The 15,330-nt window shown below is 42.5% G+C and carries 18 protein-coding genes and 1 pseudogene; 7 read left to right on the plus strand and 12 right to left on the minus strand.

Annotated features, from left to right (window positions below; translation table 11 throughout):
- Window positions 1-9: 9 nt before the first annotated feature.
- Together OFO12_RS06265 and OFO12_RS06270 are read right to left on the minus strand one after the other, a co-directional pair.
- Window positions 10-849: a cytochrome-c peroxidase gene (locus OFO12_RS06265; RefSeq protein ID WP_270869869.1), complete on the minus strand. Its 840-nt coding sequence runs from the start codon at window positions 847-849 to the stop codon at window positions 10-12.
- Complete coding sequence (locus tag OFO12_RS06270; RefSeq protein WP_270869870.1) at window positions 812-1,600, minus strand: class I SAM-dependent methyltransferase; 789 nt, start codon at window positions 1,598-1,600, stop codon at window positions 812-814. The genes OFO12_RS06265 and OFO12_RS06270 overlap by 38 nt, the downstream gene beginning before the upstream one ends.
- Before the next feature lie 20 nt (window positions 1,601-1,620).
- Between OFO12_RS06270 and OFO12_RS06275 the strand changes: the two genes are divergently transcribed.
- The 3 genes from OFO12_RS06275 to OFO12_RS06285 are packed head-to-tail and all read left to right on the plus strand — an operon-like array spanning window position 1,621 to window position 4,098.
- Window positions 1,621-2,541 carry a metal ABC transporter solute-binding protein, Zn/Mn family gene (locus tag OFO12_RS06275; RefSeq protein ID WP_270869871.1) on the plus strand — a complete coding sequence of 307 codons (921 nt, stop codon included), beginning with the start codon at window positions 1,621-1,623 and terminating at the stop codon, window positions 2,539-2,541.
- Complete coding sequence (locus OFO12_RS06280) at window positions 2,538-3,302, plus strand: metal ABC transporter ATP-binding protein (protein ID WP_270858657.1); 765 nt, start codon at window positions 2,538-2,540, stop codon at window positions 3,300-3,302. Before OFO12_RS06275 ends, OFO12_RS06280 begins: the two co-directional genes overlap by 4 nt.
- A complete protein-coding gene (locus OFO12_RS06285; RefSeq protein ID WP_270865688.1) occupies window positions 3,295-4,098 on the plus strand; it encodes a metal ABC transporter permease in 804 nt (267 codons plus the stop codon). Before OFO12_RS06280 ends, OFO12_RS06285 begins: the two co-directional genes overlap by 8 nt.
- Here OFO12_RS06285 and OFO12_RS06290 read toward each other — a convergent pair.
- The 8 genes and pseudogenes from OFO12_RS06290 to OFO12_RS06325 form a co-directional block, all read right to left on the minus strand.
- Window positions 4,042-5,004: a DMT family transporter gene (locus OFO12_RS06290; protein ID WP_270869872.1), complete on the minus strand. Its 963-nt coding sequence runs from the start codon at window positions 5,002-5,004 to the stop codon at window positions 4,042-4,044. The genes OFO12_RS06285 and OFO12_RS06290 overlap by 57 nt on opposite strands.
- A 3-nt stretch (window positions 5,005-5,007) precedes the next feature.
- On the minus strand, window positions 5,008-5,595 hold the full coding sequence (locus tag OFO12_RS06295; RefSeq protein ID WP_270869873.1) for a DUF4197 family protein: 588 nt from the start codon (window positions 5,593-5,595) through the stop codon (window positions 5,008-5,010).
- Between the two features lie 114 nt (window positions 5,596-5,709).
- A complete protein-coding gene (locus tag OFO12_RS06300) occupies window positions 5,710-6,270 on the minus strand; it encodes a ribonuclease HII (protein WP_270869874.1) in 561 nt (186 codons plus the stop codon).
- Window positions 6,263-6,688, minus strand: coding sequence for an RDD family protein (locus OFO12_RS06305; protein ID WP_270869875.1), 426 nt, complete (start codon window positions 6,686-6,688; stop codon window positions 6,263-6,265). The genes OFO12_RS06300 and OFO12_RS06305 overlap by 8 nt, the downstream gene beginning before the upstream one ends.
- A 38-nt stretch (window positions 6,689-6,726) precedes the next feature.
- Window positions 6,727-7,335 carry an orotate phosphoribosyltransferase gene (gene pyrE / locus OFO12_RS06310; RefSeq protein WP_270869876.1) on the minus strand — a complete coding sequence of 203 codons (609 nt, stop codon included), beginning with the start codon at window positions 7,333-7,335 and terminating at the stop codon, window positions 6,727-6,729.
- A gap of 2 nt (window positions 7,336-7,337) precedes the next feature.
- Entirely contained in the window at window positions 7,338-7,895 is a 558-nt protein-coding gene (gene frr, locus OFO12_RS06315; RefSeq protein ID WP_270869877.1) for a ribosome recycling factor, read from the minus strand.
- 360 nt (window positions 7,896-8,255) lie between these two features.
- Window positions 8,256-8,576 (minus strand): annotated as a pseudogene (gene secG / locus OFO12_RS06320) (preprotein translocase subunit SecG); the annotation flags it as partial.
- Window positions 8,577-8,666: 90 nt separating this feature from the next.
- Complete coding sequence (locus tag OFO12_RS06325) at window positions 8,667-9,368, minus strand: Bax inhibitor-1/YccA family protein (RefSeq protein WP_270869878.1); 702 nt, start codon at window positions 9,366-9,368, stop codon at window positions 8,667-8,669.
- A 165-nt stretch (window positions 9,369-9,533) separates the two neighbouring features.
- Here OFO12_RS06325 and OFO12_RS06330 point away from each other — a divergent pair, with 165 nt between their 5' ends.
- Genes OFO12_RS06330 through OFO12_RS06345 form a run of 4 tightly spaced genes read left to right on the plus strand, consistent with a single transcriptional unit; the run spans window position 9,534 to window position 12,690 of the window.
- Entirely contained in the window at window positions 9,534-10,163 is a 630-nt protein-coding gene (locus tag OFO12_RS06330) for a carbonic anhydrase (RefSeq protein ID WP_270869935.1), read from the plus strand.
- Window positions 10,132-12,219, plus strand: coding sequence for a mechanosensitive ion channel family protein (locus OFO12_RS06335; RefSeq protein WP_270869879.1), 2,088 nt, complete (start codon window positions 10,132-10,134; stop codon window positions 12,217-12,219). The genes OFO12_RS06330 and OFO12_RS06335 overlap by 32 nt, the downstream gene beginning before the upstream one ends.
- On the plus strand, window positions 12,206-12,373 hold the full coding sequence (locus tag OFO12_RS06340; protein WP_270858667.1) for a hypothetical protein: 168 nt from the start codon (window positions 12,206-12,208) through the stop codon (window positions 12,371-12,373). The genes OFO12_RS06335 and OFO12_RS06340 overlap by 14 nt, the downstream gene beginning before the upstream one ends.
- Window positions 12,373-12,690, plus strand: a complete 318-nt coding sequence (locus OFO12_RS06345) for a hypothetical protein (protein ID WP_270869880.1) — start codon at window positions 12,373-12,375, stop codon at window positions 12,688-12,690. Before OFO12_RS06340 ends, OFO12_RS06345 begins: the two co-directional genes overlap by 1 nt.
- A gap of 94 nt (window positions 12,691-12,784) precedes the next feature.
- On the opposite strand, the gene OFO12_RS06350 is transcribed toward OFO12_RS06345, so the two are convergent.
- Window positions 12,785-13,984: a molybdopterin molybdotransferase MoeA gene (locus tag OFO12_RS06350; protein WP_270869881.1), complete on the minus strand. Its 1,200-nt coding sequence runs from the start codon at window positions 13,982-13,984 to the stop codon at window positions 12,785-12,787.
- Entirely contained in the window at window positions 13,974-15,287 is a 1,314-nt protein-coding gene (locus tag OFO12_RS06355) for an MFS transporter (protein WP_270869882.1), read from the minus strand. The genes OFO12_RS06350 and OFO12_RS06355 overlap by 11 nt, the downstream gene beginning before the upstream one ends.
- Between the last annotated feature and the right edge of the window lie 43 nt (window positions 15,288-15,330).

Genomic DNA, 15,330 nt, shown 5'->3' on the forward strand with positions numbered 1-15,330 from the left:
CATAACTCCTTATAATGTCGCCAAAAAATCCAGCAAATTTTGTAAATCATCATCATTTAAGCTGTAATCAAACATATCGCGGAACAAAAATTTAATCGAGCGCGCTAGTGAATACTCGCCGTTTATGTAAGGGGCTGTTTTGGTGATATTTCGCAGGGTCGGCACTCTTTTGTAAGTGTGGCTTCGATAGTTTGCAATCCTTGTGTTTGGGTTGAAATTTAGGTTTTTATTAGGCACTTTGGCGTATGAGTTGGTGCCTAAATTCGCGCCATTGTGGCAATACGAACACAGCTCGATAAAGAGCAAATAGCCCTTAAATTCGCTTTCGCTGAATTTTTCCTCATCGCGCAAAACGCGGTCAAATTTAGAATTTATCGTGGTTTTTGATTTTAGATACTCACCCAAGGCATCGACGAAATTTTCGAAATTTGCCTTGCCATAGAGCTTTTTAAATTCGCGTTTATAGGCTATATTTTGGGTGATTATTAGCTCGATTTTCTCTTTTGATGAGGCTAACTCTTTGGGGCTTAAAACCGAGGTTTTAATGCGCTCATTTAGGCTAGGGAAAAAGTTTCCACCCGAGTATCGCTCGATATAATAGGCGTTTAGGATTGTGGGGATTTCGCCATTTCGCACGCTAGCGCCCGATGAGTTTAGGTATAGATTGTGGCAGCTATCGCAAGAGCGCTTTTGCTCGCTAAATTTAGCGTCGCGGTAAAGCTTCATGCCAAGGCTAGCTTTTTCGGGGCTAAACGCTGGCATTTTCAGCGGTGTGAAAATATCATCGCAAATGCCTAAAATAGGGACAATGCTAAATAATAAAAGCTTTGAAAGTAGCGTTGATTTCATCTGTGATAATCCCATTTTTTACCTGTTTTTCCAAAAGATTTTCTAGCGCCTTTTCGCTGATATTTGCGCCATTTACCCCCAAATGCCACAGCGCATTTTGCACTGCTTGGCTTAAATTTCGCCTTTGTATGCGCCTTTCGCTAATCTCGCGCGATTTGTAAGGGATATTTTTGTTTTTTAAATTCAACTCGAAATTTTGCGTGGTTAAATTTAGACTAGATTTTTTTATCCCAAAATGCGCGAAAATCGGCGATAACATCGAGGAATTTCGCTCGCTCGCCCAATTTACATAAATTTTGCGTTTTGCTAGATTTAAAAACATATCAAAGTCCTGCTTAGTGCGCAGTGCAGGGCTCATACTCAAAAACGCAATGTCAAATTTAAGCTCATTTTTCTGGGTAAAATTCGCAAAATCATCGTTTATGATTTGCTCCACATTAATGCCATATTTTTGCGCGCTGTTTTTAAGAACGCCAAGCATTGCCTTCGCGCTATCAAGAGCGTAAAGCTTAGCGCCCAAAGTAGCGATATATAGTGAATACACGCCGGTTCCTGCGCCTATGTCGATGACGCTTTTGTTTGCAAAATTTATGCCCTCATCTTCAATAAATTTAAATAAATTTTGTCCAAATTCATTTAAATTTGTATCGAATTTAGCGTAAGTTTCGGCTTTTTTGTCCCAGATATTTTCCATAACGACCTCAAATTCTCGCAATAATACCAAAATTTCTATTATAAATGATATAATCATCAGTTTTACAAGGAGAATTTATGAAAATTTTGCCCAAATTTTTGATAATCCCATTTTTATTTAGCGCAAATTTTGCCCAAGATTTGGCGCAAATTAGCGTAACAATCGAGCCTGTGAGATATTTCGCGCAAAAAATCGCAGATGATGATTTTGTGATAAAAAGTGTCGTGGATAAGAGCGCAGATCCTCACACATACGAGCCCAAACCCGCCACAATGCGTGATATCGCAAAGAGCGTGGCGTATTTTGGGATAGGCACGGAGTTTGATGAGGTGTGGTTAAAAAGGTTTAGCGCAAACGCTAGCGGGGTGAAATTTTACGATTTAAGCGCAGGGATAGAGAAGGTAAATTTTGAAAATTTGGGCGAAACGCACGAGGAAGTTGGCGAGGGTGATACTCGCGCCGAAAAACACGAGGAGCAGGGCGACCACGCCGAACACGCCCACGACGGAGCCGATCCGCACATTTGGCTAGATCCGATTTTGGTAAAACAAATTTCGCAAAATATCGCTAAAAATTTATGCGAACTAAATGGCGCAAACTGCGCCAAATACGAGCAAAATTTGGCTAAATTTGAGGCAGAATTAGACGAGCTTCACGCTTATGCCTTGCAAAATTTATCAAATTTATCTGGGGCGAAATTTATCATTTATCACCCTACACTTGGGTATTTCGCGCGCAGGTATAATCTCACGCAAATTGCAGTTGAGCAAGGTGGGGGCGAGCCAAAACCGGCTGATTTGGCGGATTTGATAAGGCTAGCAAATGATGAAAAAATCGGCGTGATTTTCACTAGCCCGCAGTTTGCAAGCAAGGCAGCGCAAATCCTAGCCACCCAAACAGGCGCAAAGCTTACACAAATCGATTTTTTAAGCTATGAGTGGCAAAGCGAGCTTAAAAAATTAATAGATGAAATTTCGGCTGCGGGGGCGCAAAAATGAGCGCCGTAAAGCTTAGCAACCTTTCGTTTTCTTACGAAAAGCGCCAAATTTTAAATTCGATAAATTTAGAGTATGAAATCAATGATTTTTTATCAATTTTTGGCCCCAATGGTAGTGGTAAAAGCACGCTTTTGCGCCTGATTTTGGGACTTTTAAGGCCAGATAGTGGCAAAATCGAAGTGCTTGGCAAATCCCCAGTTGCTGCTAGGAAGCAAATCGGCTATGTGCCCCAATTCATCGCTATTAACAAAAGCTTTCCAATCAGCGTGGCTGATGTGGTTTTAATGGGGCTAATAGATAAAAAAATTTTTGGATTTTACACCAAAAAAGATCGCCTAAAAGCCCTTGAAGCCTTGGAGCGAGTGGGTATGAGAGATCTTGGCGAGGCAAAAATCAGCGAGCTAAGTGGGGGGCAGAGACAGCGGGTCTATATCGCGCGCGCTCTGTGCGCAAACGCTAAAATTTTGCTTTTGGACGAACCTTTGGCTAGTATCGATACTATGGGGCAGGTGCAGATTTATGAGCTATTAAAAAGCCTAAATTCAGAGGGCACGGGCATTATTATGATTAGCCATGATCTAAATTTGGCGCTAAATTACGCAAACCGCGCTGTTTATGTCAGTGGTGGTTCGCTTCACATGCACAGCGTGCATCCGAGTGGGAGGGCGAAGTTTTTAAAACACCTGCGCGAGGAGCATGGGCATTTTTGCTCGGTCGAGCTTGCGCTAAATGACTGCCACTGCGGGGACGAGCATGAGTGAAATTTTGGCCTTGGAATTTATGCGAAATGCCCTAATAGGCGCACTTTTAGTCAGCGTGATTTGTGGCGTGATAGGCTCATTGATCGTCATAAATAAAATGAGCTTCATCGCCGGTGGAATCGCGCACGGGGCGTATGGCGGGGTCGGTATGGCGATATATTTTGGATTTTCGCCACTTTTGGGCGCGAGCGTGTTTTCGCTACTTTTGGCTCTGATAATTGCATATATCACGGCTAGAAATAACGAACGATTTGACGCCATAATTGGCGCAATTTGGGCTTTTGGTATGGCTCTGGGGATTATTTTTGCTGACCTTGCGCCGGGTTATAAAAGCGATTTGATGAGCTTTTTGTTTGGCTCGATTTTGGCTATTGATAGCGCGACCTTGAATTTCACTCTCATTTGCGACGCTGTTTTTGTGCTGATTATAATCTGCTTTTATAGGCAGTTTTTGGCGATTAGCTTCGATAGAGAGTTTGCCACGCTTCGTGGGGTAAATACGAGCGTGTTTTACTATGTTTTAGTGATAATGGCGAGCTTTGCGATTGTAAGCGCAATCCAGATTGTGGGGCTGATACTAGTCATTTCGCTGATGACAATCCCGCCATTTATCGCGGAGAAAATTTCAAAAAATTTAGGCATTATGATGATAAGCGCTGTGATAATTTCTGCGATTTTTTGCCTTAGTGGGCTAGCGCTAAGCTATTTTTACAATCTCACAAGCGGTGCAGCGATAATTTTAATCGCTTCGGTCTGCTTTTTCGCCACTGCGCTTATTGCGAAATTTCGCGCTTAAAATCCCGCCAAGCTCGCTTAGTAAAATTCCTGCTAGTATGAGTCCTGCGCCCGTGATTTGAAGCGGGCTTAACTTTTCGCCAAAAATATATCCCAGCACGCCAGCCCCAAGTGGTTCGAGTGTGAAAATAAGCACCGTTTTAATCTCACTGACGCCCTTTTCTTGGGCTAGTGTTTGGATAAAAAATGCAAAAACAGTGGCGAAAATCGAGGTTAAAATCAGGGCGAAAATGAAGTCAAATTTGAAGGAAAATGTCAAATTTCCGATTAAATTTATGGAATTTGCGAAATTTTCGTGTGGTGTGGAAATCGCGGCAAAAAGCGTGCAAACACTCACGCAAACAAACTGCATCACCACAAAGCCGTGCAGGTTGCATCTCCTAGCGCAAACGCCGGTAAATACGATGTGCAGGGCATACATAAAGGCTGAGATTAGCGTGAGTTGCTCGCCAAGGTTAAAGCCAACATTGCTAGCCCCACTTAGAAAAAACAGCCCCAAAACTGCCACGCCAGCGCCCAAAAAAGCGAAAATTCCGACACTTTTGCGAAAAAACGCATACATCATAAATGGCACCATAATGACATTAAGCCCCAAAATAAAGGCTACCGATGATGATAGAGTGTAGCGCAGGGCAAAGGTCTGGCAGGTAAAGTCAAAAAATAGCATTAGCCCGCAAAAAATGCCGAAAAATATGGTTTTTGTGTCGAATTTAGGCTTAAATTTCAGGCTCGCAAGATACATAAAAACGCTAGCGAGCAAAAATCTCCAAAACAAAAAGCTAAAAATATCAGCGTTTGCAGTGGCGCGCTGGACGGGGATAAATGTGCTACCCCAAATCAGCGCGACGCAAATTAGGGCAAGCTCCCAAATAAGGGTTGAATTTGGCTGGTTAAATTTAGTGCGCATAAGCTAGCGAATAGTTTTTAGGATATTAAACATCGCCTCTGTGCTGTTGCGAAATTCGCGCTCGTGGGCGACTAGTTTATCAAATGCGTCGTTTAAAAACTCGCTTGTAAATTCGTTCGCAAAATCATCTCCGATCTCGCTTCCTGTGGCGTTTTTGTAGCTTTTGGCAAAGCTTGTGTCGCTGGCAAGGTTTTCGATATTTGGGCGCAAGGCGGCGTAAATTTCATTAAAGGCATTAACCCTCATATAATGCGCTAGGCTTAGCTCGCCACGCATTATGGCCTGCGTGGAGTTTTCGTCCATAGCTGAGATTTTGGTTTGCAAAATTTGCTTTAAATTTGGGATTGCAGGGGTTAGGCTTTGGGTTAGTGAGCGACGCATAGTGCGCGCAGCAGGGGAGTTTGGGCTCGTTTTTTTGGCGATGAAATTTGGCAAATCTAGCTCGTATTGCGTTATGCCTGATTTGGCGTATTCTCTCGCGGCGCGCTCGATGAGCGAAGAAAGAGAGCGTTTGAAATTTTCGCTGTCGCCGACATTGGCGCTTATCATCACATCTAGTCCCTTTACAGCGACTTCTTCCCAACTAGCCATTAAAAAAAATGGCGCGAAAATCAAAATAATTTTTTTAAGCAAAATTTGCCCCCATAAAAAATTTCGCTATTTTATGGCAAAAAATTTAATGTTTATTCAATGTGATTTAAAATTTTAATCAAAAAGTGTCGCCTCTAAGGCTTTGAGGCGATATGATTTGCGGTGAAATTCTGTGTAGCCAAATTTTTTAATCGCCTCGATATGGGCTTTTGCGCCGTATCCTTTGTTTTTTGCGAAGCCGTATTGTGGGTAAGCTTTTGCGATTTCTTTCATTTTGCGATCGCGCGTAACCTTCGCTAAAATCGAGGCTGCGCTTACCTCTGCGATTTTGGCGTCAGCCCCCACCATGGTGCGAAATCCACTTGCGCCAAATTTGGAATTTCCGTCAAAAATAATATCAAAATTTTGCTCCCCAAAGTGCGCCACAATCTCTTCAAGCGCGCTTTTTAAACACGCGCTAAGCCCCATTTTATCGACATTGGCGCTAGAAAATTCGACTATTTTAAAATTTGAGTTTTTAACGATTTTTTCAAATAGTTCTTCGCGTTTTTTTTCGCTTAGTTTTTTGCTGTCATTTAGCCCTGAAATTTGGGCATGCAAAACACAGCCTGCCACGCACAAAGGCCCTGCGATACAGCCTCTGCCAGCCTCGTCGATACCGCAAATCTCAGCCATTGTCGCTTTTCCTCACGGCTGCTGTGTGGGTTAGGATATCGTGCAGACAGAGCCTATCTTTGCGAAAAAAGCAGATTAATAGCCCAATCATGCTAAATCCAGCCAAAATAAAGCACAAAAAGCGCAAAAACGCGCGAAAAAATGAAATTTTGCGCCCAGAGCGAAGATCAATAAGATAGATATTTGAAAATTTATAGCCAGGGCTTTGGGCTGATTTGGCGTAAAAAACCGCGCAGATTGCCCCGTAAGCTAGCCAGATTAGTGCGATTGCGATTTGGTTACTTTGAAAAGCCTCTTTCGAGCCCAAAACAAGGTAGGTCGTGATATAAAAAAGTGGCATTGCGATGAAAAACATATCGACGATAAAGGCCTTTATGCGTAAAAACACTGGCGCGATTACCGCTTTTTGCTTTGCCACTTAAATTTCCTTGAATAAATTTACATTTCGCGCGAAATTTAGTTTCCGCGCGAACCGGGTTTGATTGCCACGCTTCCGTTTTTGCAAAGCGGGCAGGAATTTGGCTCGTAAATTTCGAAGCTGAAATTTCCAAGCGTAAAAAGTGGTTTGTCAAATGGGAGTTTGCAACTTTCATGGCGCGAGTTGCCTAAATTTGCCACTGCGCAAAATCCGCGGTTTGCAAGGGCTGCAAAAGCTACAACCTCGCCACCAAGGCTTTCGATGATTTTCGCACTCTCTAATGCTGAGCCACCTGTGGTGATGATATCTTCGCAAATGACGAATTTTTCGCCCTTTTTGACTTCAAAACCGCGTCTTAGGCTCATAACCTTTTCGACGCGCTCAGTAAAAATAAAGCGTTTGCCAGCTTGCTTGGCTAGCTCGTAACCAGCCAAAATTCCGCCAAGTGCTGGCGAGCATACGCTATCATAGCTAATGCCAGCATCTTTTATGACGCCCGCTAGTTCGCTTGCTAATTCCCCAGCCAGGGCAGGGTTTTCGAGGACTTTCGCGCTTTGGAGGTAGTATTCGGAGTGGTTTCCGCTACTGAGCAAAAAATGCCCGTGTAAATACGCGCCGTTTTCTTTGTAAATTTTTTCGATTTCCATTATCAAACCTTCAATAACTCTGCCTCTTTGGCTTTGACGGCGTCATCGATTTTGGCTGAGTAGTTATCGGTGATTTTTTGCACTTCATCGTAGCCTTTTTTAGCGTCATCTTCGCTAATAGCTTTGTCTTTTTCTAGTTTTTTAACCTCGTCGTTTGCGTCTTTTCTGATATTTCTAATGCTGATTTTTGCCTTTTCGCCCATTGCTTTGGCTTTTTTGGCGTTTTCTTGTCTTTGTTCTACTGTCATCGGTGGGAAAAACAGCTTCACAGCCTCGCCGTCGTTGTTCGGATTAACGCCGATATTTGCCGCTGCAATCGCGCTTTCAATCGTTTTTAGCATTGGTTTTTCCCAAGGCGTGATTGTAATCGTAACAGCGTCTGTCGCCAAAACGGTAGCGACTTGATTGAGTGGAGTTTGGCTTCCGTAGTAATCAACCGTAATGTGGTCTAGGATATTTATATTTACCTTGCCAGTGCGAAGTGTCCCAAAGTCCTTTTTAAGGGCTTCAATAGCTTTGTCGCAGTGCGATTTCTGGTCTTTATAAATAGAGTCTAACATTAAAATCCTTTGTAAGAAAAATTTGTGAATTGTAGCGTAAAAAAAATAAGAGTTGCATTTAAAAATGCGAAATTTGACATTTTTAAATGCAAAAATTTAGAATTATTTTGATTGGTTTTGATCGCTTAGAGTTTTGAGAGCCTCTGTGGCGTTGCCCTCGATTGCTGCGCCAAGCTCGCTAGCTTTTTGTTCGATTTTTTCGCTAGCTTGTGAGATATTGTTTTCTACGCCCTCTATGCTTTGTTTTACAGCTTCTACTGCCACGCTAGCGTTGTTTTCAACTGCTTCTGAAATTTTTTCTGCTCCATTTTGCAAAGCATTAGCTGCGTTATCAAACGAAGGTTTTACATTTAAGCTATTTGCCTTTGGTGCGCTTGGCACGGCTGGAACGGCGTTTTTCGGCGCTTCGCTTTGTTTTTGTTCTACTTTGACGCGGTCGATTACTGATGATTTTGCGTCTTGTTGATAAAAATATGCCAAAGCAAGAGTGTTTGCCACAAATAAAATTCCCATAAACGCTGTAAATTTAGCCAAAAATCCAGCAGGTCCCTTTGCGCCAAATAGGCTTTCGTTGCTTCCGCTATATGCGCCAAGACCGATAGATGAGCTTTTTTGTAACAACACAGCGATTGTTATTACGATAGCAAAAATTACTTGTAAAACCAAAAATAAAGTAGTCACAATATTAACCTTTGAAAAAAATTGAATTTGGCATTATAATGAAAAAAATATAAATTTTAAGTTAAGGGCGCCAAATTTGCGCCCTAAATTTTAATCCCTGTTTGCAAAGCCAAGGATATTAAGAAGTGACATAAAAAGATTGTAGATATTTAGATACATACTCACGGCTGCCATGATTGGCGAAGTATAGACGCCGTTGATGATATTTTTAGTATCATAAATGATATAAAACGAAAACAAAAGCGCGCTAAAACCAGAAATTCCTAGGCTCACAAGCGAACTTTTGAAGAAAAAGTAGTTCAAAAATCCGATGATAATCACTGCGATTAGCGAGATAAATAGCGGTTTGCCCCAGCCATCGACATTGACTTTTGAGTTCATCGCATACACAGTAAGTGCGCCAAATGTAACCGCAGTAGCCACGAAAGCTTGCGTTACTACGCCACCCATACCAGCACCGATATAAAGCGATAAAACCTTACCTAGCGTAAGACCTGTGATAAATGTAAAGGCAAAAAGTAAAACTAGCGCAAGCGTGTTTTGCTCACGATTTACGGCAAATTGCATTGCAAAAATCAAACCAATCATCAAAATAAAATATAGCAGTGGATTTAGCCCCATTGCTACGCCTGTGCTCATCGCTACATACGCACCAGCGGCGGCTGCGACCATAGAAGCTGTTAAAAGAGCATAAGTTTCTTTGATGAGTTTGCTAACTCTGCCTTGCTCTAATGGCGCATCGTAGCTCGCGTCGTATTCGCTAGTAAGATGATTTCTATCGTAAAGACTCATTTTTTCTCCTTTTTTTAATTTTGGGTAGGGAGTTTAGCAAAATTTTACCAAATATATAATAAATAGCTAAAATTTTTTCTATTTAAAAAAGCAATATATAATCAGCCGTTTTTTAAAAAGGAGAGAATTTTGGCTGAACAACTAATCAATGGTGCAATTAAATTTATGGAAGAAAACTACGCCGAGCACGCCGAGCTTTTTAGCTCTTTGGCAAATACGCAGACCCCGCACACGCTTTTTATCGGGTGTTCGGATTCGCGCGTGGTGCCAGGGCTCATAACTTCGACGAAGCCGGGAGAGATGTTTGTAGTGCGAAATATCGCAAACATCGTCCCGCCATATCGCGTTAGTGATGATTTCGTCGCTACCACTGCTGCTATCGAATACGCGCTGTATGCCTTAGGGATCAAGCAAATCATTGTTTGCGGACACAGCAACTGCGGGGGTTGCGCGGCGCTGTTTTATGACGAGACAAAACTACAAAAAACCCCAAATGTGAAAAAGTGGATAAATTTGATGTCTGGGGTAAAAGATGAAATTTCAAAAAATTGCATTAATGATAAAGCCAAAGCAGAGTGGCTAGCCGAACGCCTAAATATCGTAAATTCGATACGAAATCTGCTAAGCTACCCAAATGTCAAAGAGGGTTATATGGCAGGCGAGATTAAAATTTTTGGCTGGCACTATATCATCGAAACGGGCGAAATTTTCAACTACGACCCGCACAATGACCATTTTGCGCTATTAAACAAGGATTATGACTATGAAAAAATTTCTCATCAGCTTTTTGATTAGTGCGCTTTGCCTAAATTTTATCTACGCAGAAGCGAATAAAAGCGAAGCAAACCTAACCGAGCAAAATTCGAGCCAAAGCGCAGTTCCTGCGCCAAATTTAGAAGAGAAAAAAAAGGAAGTCGAAGAGTTTTTGAGCGAGGTTTCAGGGGCTGATGCGAACAAAAGCGAAGTCTATGATATAATCGTAAATAAGGTCGCACAAAACGAACTTAACGCAAACGAAACAAACGGCGCAAATTCCTTTTACCGCGTGGTAAATGAGATCAAAGAGATAAACAAAAAAATCCTTGCTATCTCGCCAAAAGGCGAAGCCAACGCCACAGATAGCTCGCTAAAAACTCTCAAAGAAAACAAAGCAAAGCTTTTAGAGAGCGTTCCTATGGCGATTACGAATAATACGCTAAGCAGGGAAGGGCTTTTAAAATACGCTGAGATTAAGAAAAATATCGAGGATACGCTGGCGAAATTTGCGAAAAAGCAAAATTCGATTGAGTATGTAAGCGCGGCGGTTAGTGCCGATAGAATGGCGCTTGGGGATATTTTTTATCAAGAAATTTTAAAACTCGATAATCTTTTTGTAAATGGTGCGAGCAAAGATGAGCTAAAAATGAGCTTAGAGGACGCGCTTAGCAGGATTTCGGAGTATTCGCTAGATAAAACTTCCAAGCTAAAAGAAGCCCTAAAATCGCAAGAAGATACCGAAAATTTCGTGGCTAAATTTAGCGAGCTTAAAAATGATAAAGCAACTTACGAGGAAATTTTATCCTATTTGCACTCAAATGCTGATTTGCTCGCGTCCAGCGTGATTTTTACTAGCCTAAATTTCAAATCCGCAATTGATAGCATAAATGAAATTTCCCCTATCAAAGATAGACGCATAAATTTCGGCAAAATCGTGCTAATTAGCGCGATAATGCTCTTTTTCTACTCGCTTCGCAGGGTGCTAGCAAATTTGATTTATTTCGTCTTTAAAATCATCAATCGCTCCACAGCCATTGATAAAGAAACCATAAAAGAGCAGGTCGTAGCCACGATAAAACGCCCGCTTGGCGTGCTTTTGATAGCGTATTCGATAGATATTTCGCTGGTGATATTTTTCTATCCAGCCCCTGTGCCGATAAGGTTTGCTAGCATTTTGTCGATAATCTATGTCATTTTGTGGGCGTGGGTCATCATCGAAATCATCGACGGATACGGCATAATCGTGCTAGGAAATATCGCTAAAAAGGGCGTTAGAAAAGATGTTATAAATTTGGTTATCAAAATTTTATATATTATCGTAGTAATAATTGCTCTTTTGCTTATTTTAAAACGGCTAGGATTCGATGTTAGCGCAATTTTAGCTTCACTTGGAATTGGAGGTTTGGCGATTGCGTTTGCGACCAAGGATATTATCGCAAATTTCTTCCAATCAATCATGCTTTTGTTTGATAATTCCTTCTCCCAAGGCGATCATGTCGTAGTGGGCGACATAGAGGGCACGGTCGTGGAGACTGGGTTTAGAAAAACCACGATTAGAACCTTTGATAATGCCCTTGTTTTCGTGCCAAATGCAAACATTATGGCGCAAAATATCAAAAACTGGAACCGCCGCAAAGTCGGCCGTCATATCAATATCATCGTGGGCGTGACATACTCTGCTAGATCAGAACAGCTTAGAAAGTGTATCGAAGATATCAAAGAAATGCTAAAAGCGCACCCGAGAATCGCCCAATCTGGTGATAGTGCGACAAATTCGCGCGATTTTCGTATGCGCTCACGCCAAAACATGGTCTCAATCGACGATCTAGCGGGCTATAAAAGCACGATGAATGTGGTGCTTGATAGCTTCGGCGATAGTTCTGTTAATATCTTGGTGTATTGTTTCACAAAAACCGTTATGAGAGATGATTATTTGCAGATTAAAGAGGATATTTTGTTTAAAATCATGCAGATTGTCGAGAACAACGGGCTAGAATTTGCCTTCCCGTCGCAGAGCTTGTATGTTGAAAAATTACCAAAATTTGATTATGATAACCCGAAATTTAGTGAAGGAGGAGAAGATGAGAGAGTTTGACGAAGACTTCGAAGAATACGAGGATTTAGACGATTACGATGAGGATATAATCGAGGGCGAAGAGGGCTACAATTACGCTTATGACGAGGACGATTATAGCTATGATGATGGCGAGGGGCTAAACTACAACAACATCGACGGAGATGATTACTAATGAGAAAAATCGCTTTAATTTGCGCGTTTTGCGCCTGCGTTTTTGGCGCGGAATTTACGCCGATGAAGGTCGCGCCCCAAAAGGCAGAACAAATCATGCAAGATTTGCATAAATCGCTCGAAGCTTGCAAAGACGGCGCGCGCATAAAGGCTTTGAGCAAGGAGCTTGAAAAGGCGCTATTTCCGCTAGAAGACCTTGATTTTTCGCACGAATACGACCCAGCCCAAATCGACGAGCTTCGCAGGATCGATCGCGAAAACAAGGCATTTTTGACCAAATTTGCGATAACTTCTAGTTGCAAACTAGCGGATTTGTAAATTTGAAAAAATAAGAATTTGAGTGCTTTAATCGCTATTTGCGCTCAAATTCTTTAAATTTATTCTTTTTGGAATTTTAGAATTTTTAATAACCTTACCACCTTGGGATTTGCAAAATTTTCACCACAGAATTTGCGTTTAAATTTTGCTCTGCGATTAGCAGGGCAGAATTTGGGCCAAAATTATTCAAAATCGCGCTAGATCCTTGTTTTTTCGCGCTCGTATCTATGAAAATTTTGCCATCTTTGACGCTTAAATCTCCCAGTGCAAACTCCAAAAACGGCGATTTTTTCGCATAATCGTTGCTTAAAATCGCGCTACTCTCGCACCCGTCATCAAGCCCAAATTTCGCGCTCAAAAACGCACGCAAAAACAAAAATCCAGTCACAATGCTAGAAAGTGGAAATCCAGGCAGCGCGAAGATAAATTTCTCGCCAAATTTGGCGATTTTGACATGGCGACCCGGTTTTATGGCAACTTTATCGACTAGGATTTCGAAATTCTCCCTCACCAAAGCCTTCGTAAAATCATAATCCCCCATGCTCACTCCGCCACTTGTAATGACGATATCGGCGCGCGTGAGTGCGTCAAAGAGCGCGCTTTTTAGGGCGTCTTTATCGTCGCTGATGATTTGCTCGCTCACCACTTCAAACCCCATTGCACGCGCCAAATTTAAAAGCGCGAAGTTGTTTGAGCTATAAATTTGCGCCTCGTTTTCTAAGCTCTCGCCCGGGCGTTTGATTTCGCTTCCAGTGGCGATTATAGCGACTTTTGGGCGCGCAAACACTGCCACGCTAGCCATGCCTAGCTCAGCCAAAAGCGCAATGCTTGCAAAATTTAGCCGTGAGTTTGCGCTTAGTAAAACTTCGCCCTTTTCGTAGCTCTCGCCGATTTTTCGCACGGCAAAGCCAGCAGGGACAGGATTGTCGATTATGATTTCATCGCCGCAGACGCTGACATTTTCCACAGGCACGAGAGTATCCGCGCCCTCCGCCATAATCGCGCCTGTGAAGGTTTTGACACACTCGCCAAAATTCGGCGCAGTATTTGGCATGCTTCCAGCAGGGGTTTGCGAAATGACCTTAAATCTCGCCCCGCACGCCAAATTTGCGCTATTTAGCGCGTATCCGTCCATGGAGGCGGTAGGGCGCTCTGGCTTGGCAAATGGCGCGCGAATTTCATCAGCTAAAATTCTCCCCAAAGCCTCGTTTAGGGGCAAAATTTCGCTCTTTTTCTCGGGCGCGACGCTGGCTTTAAACCTCGCAACCGCGCTTTGCAAACTCTCAAACTGCATCGGTGGCTCCTAGCAAATTTTTAATCTCTTCTGTGCTTATGATTTTTGAGTTGTATTTGACGACGAAATTCTCGCCGTTTTCGTAAATTTCGACAATCCCAGCCTGCCCGCTAATGGCGTTAAAATCGAAATTTAGTGCTTTATCAAAATATAAATTTTTAAAAATTTTCGGATTTGGTAGGGCCAAAATCATCGCAAACCACACCGCCCCAAGCACTGCCACGACTAGTCCGATACCCAAAATACCGACCCAGCCATACGCCACTCCGCCACACACGCCCCCGATAAAACTGCCAAAAAACCCAAACGAAGTGAAAATTCCAAGTGCTTCGCCGCGGTTTGCGGTTTTGGCGAATTTCGACGCGAGGCTCTGCATAATGGGCTCGTGTGCGTTAAATCCGGCGAAAAATACAATCACGCCAAAAATAAAAAAATAAGGGTTGTTCGCGAAGGCAAAAATCAAATACGAAACAATAAAAAATAAAATTCCAAGAAGTAAAATTTGCTTCGAAAGTCCGCGTTTTTCGCCCATTGCGCCACTTGCGCCCATGGATAAAAAGCCAAAAATCATAGCTATGCCATAGACTTTGATAAATTCGTCTTGCGCGAAGCCAAATTTAGAGTGAAGCATTATGGGGATTAGGAAAAATGCGGTCGTCATAAAGGCTTTTTGGAAAAAATTGCTTAAATTTAGCAAGGATAAATTTTTATCTCGCAAAAGCGCGAGTGAGGATTTTTTGGGCATTTTAGAGCGAATTTTGGGTTCAGCTGGCACGAGAGAAAAAAGCAAAATCAGGCAAAAAATCGTCAAAATGACACTTAGCCAAAAAAGGCTTGCTAGCCCAAATTTCGCGCTCAAAACCGGGCTTAAAATCATCGCCGCGCCAAAGGCACAGCCTATCATCGCGCCCATTATCGCCATTGCCTTGCCTCTGTTTTCTTCTGTGGTAAAATCGCTAATCAGCGCCGTAGCCACAGCTCCGATAGCCCCACAACCCTGCACAAATCGCCCCAAAATCATAGTGTAAATGTCGCTAGCAAAGGCGCAAATCACAGATCCTGCGATAAAAATCACAAGGCCGATTGCGATAGTGTTTTTGCGCCCGATTTTATCGCTAAGCGCGCCAAATGGGGTCTGCAAGAGCATTTGCATGATCGCATACACGCCGATTAAAACGCCGACTAGTTTTTCATCAGCACCGCGAAGCTCCAAAGCATAGTAGCTAAGCACCGGAAGCAGGATAAAAAGCCCAAAAAAGCGGGTCGCTGCGATAAAACTAAGTGGCAAAATTGTATTTAACATCGAAAGCCTTAAAGATTATTTTTGTCCGTGATTGTAGCTAAAA

The sequence above is a fragment of the Campylobacter sp. JMF_04 NA10 genome (genome assembly GCF_027737655.1).
In the GTDB taxonomy this organism is placed as follows: Bacteria; Campylobacterota; Campylobacteria; order Campylobacterales; family Campylobacteraceae; genus Campylobacter_B.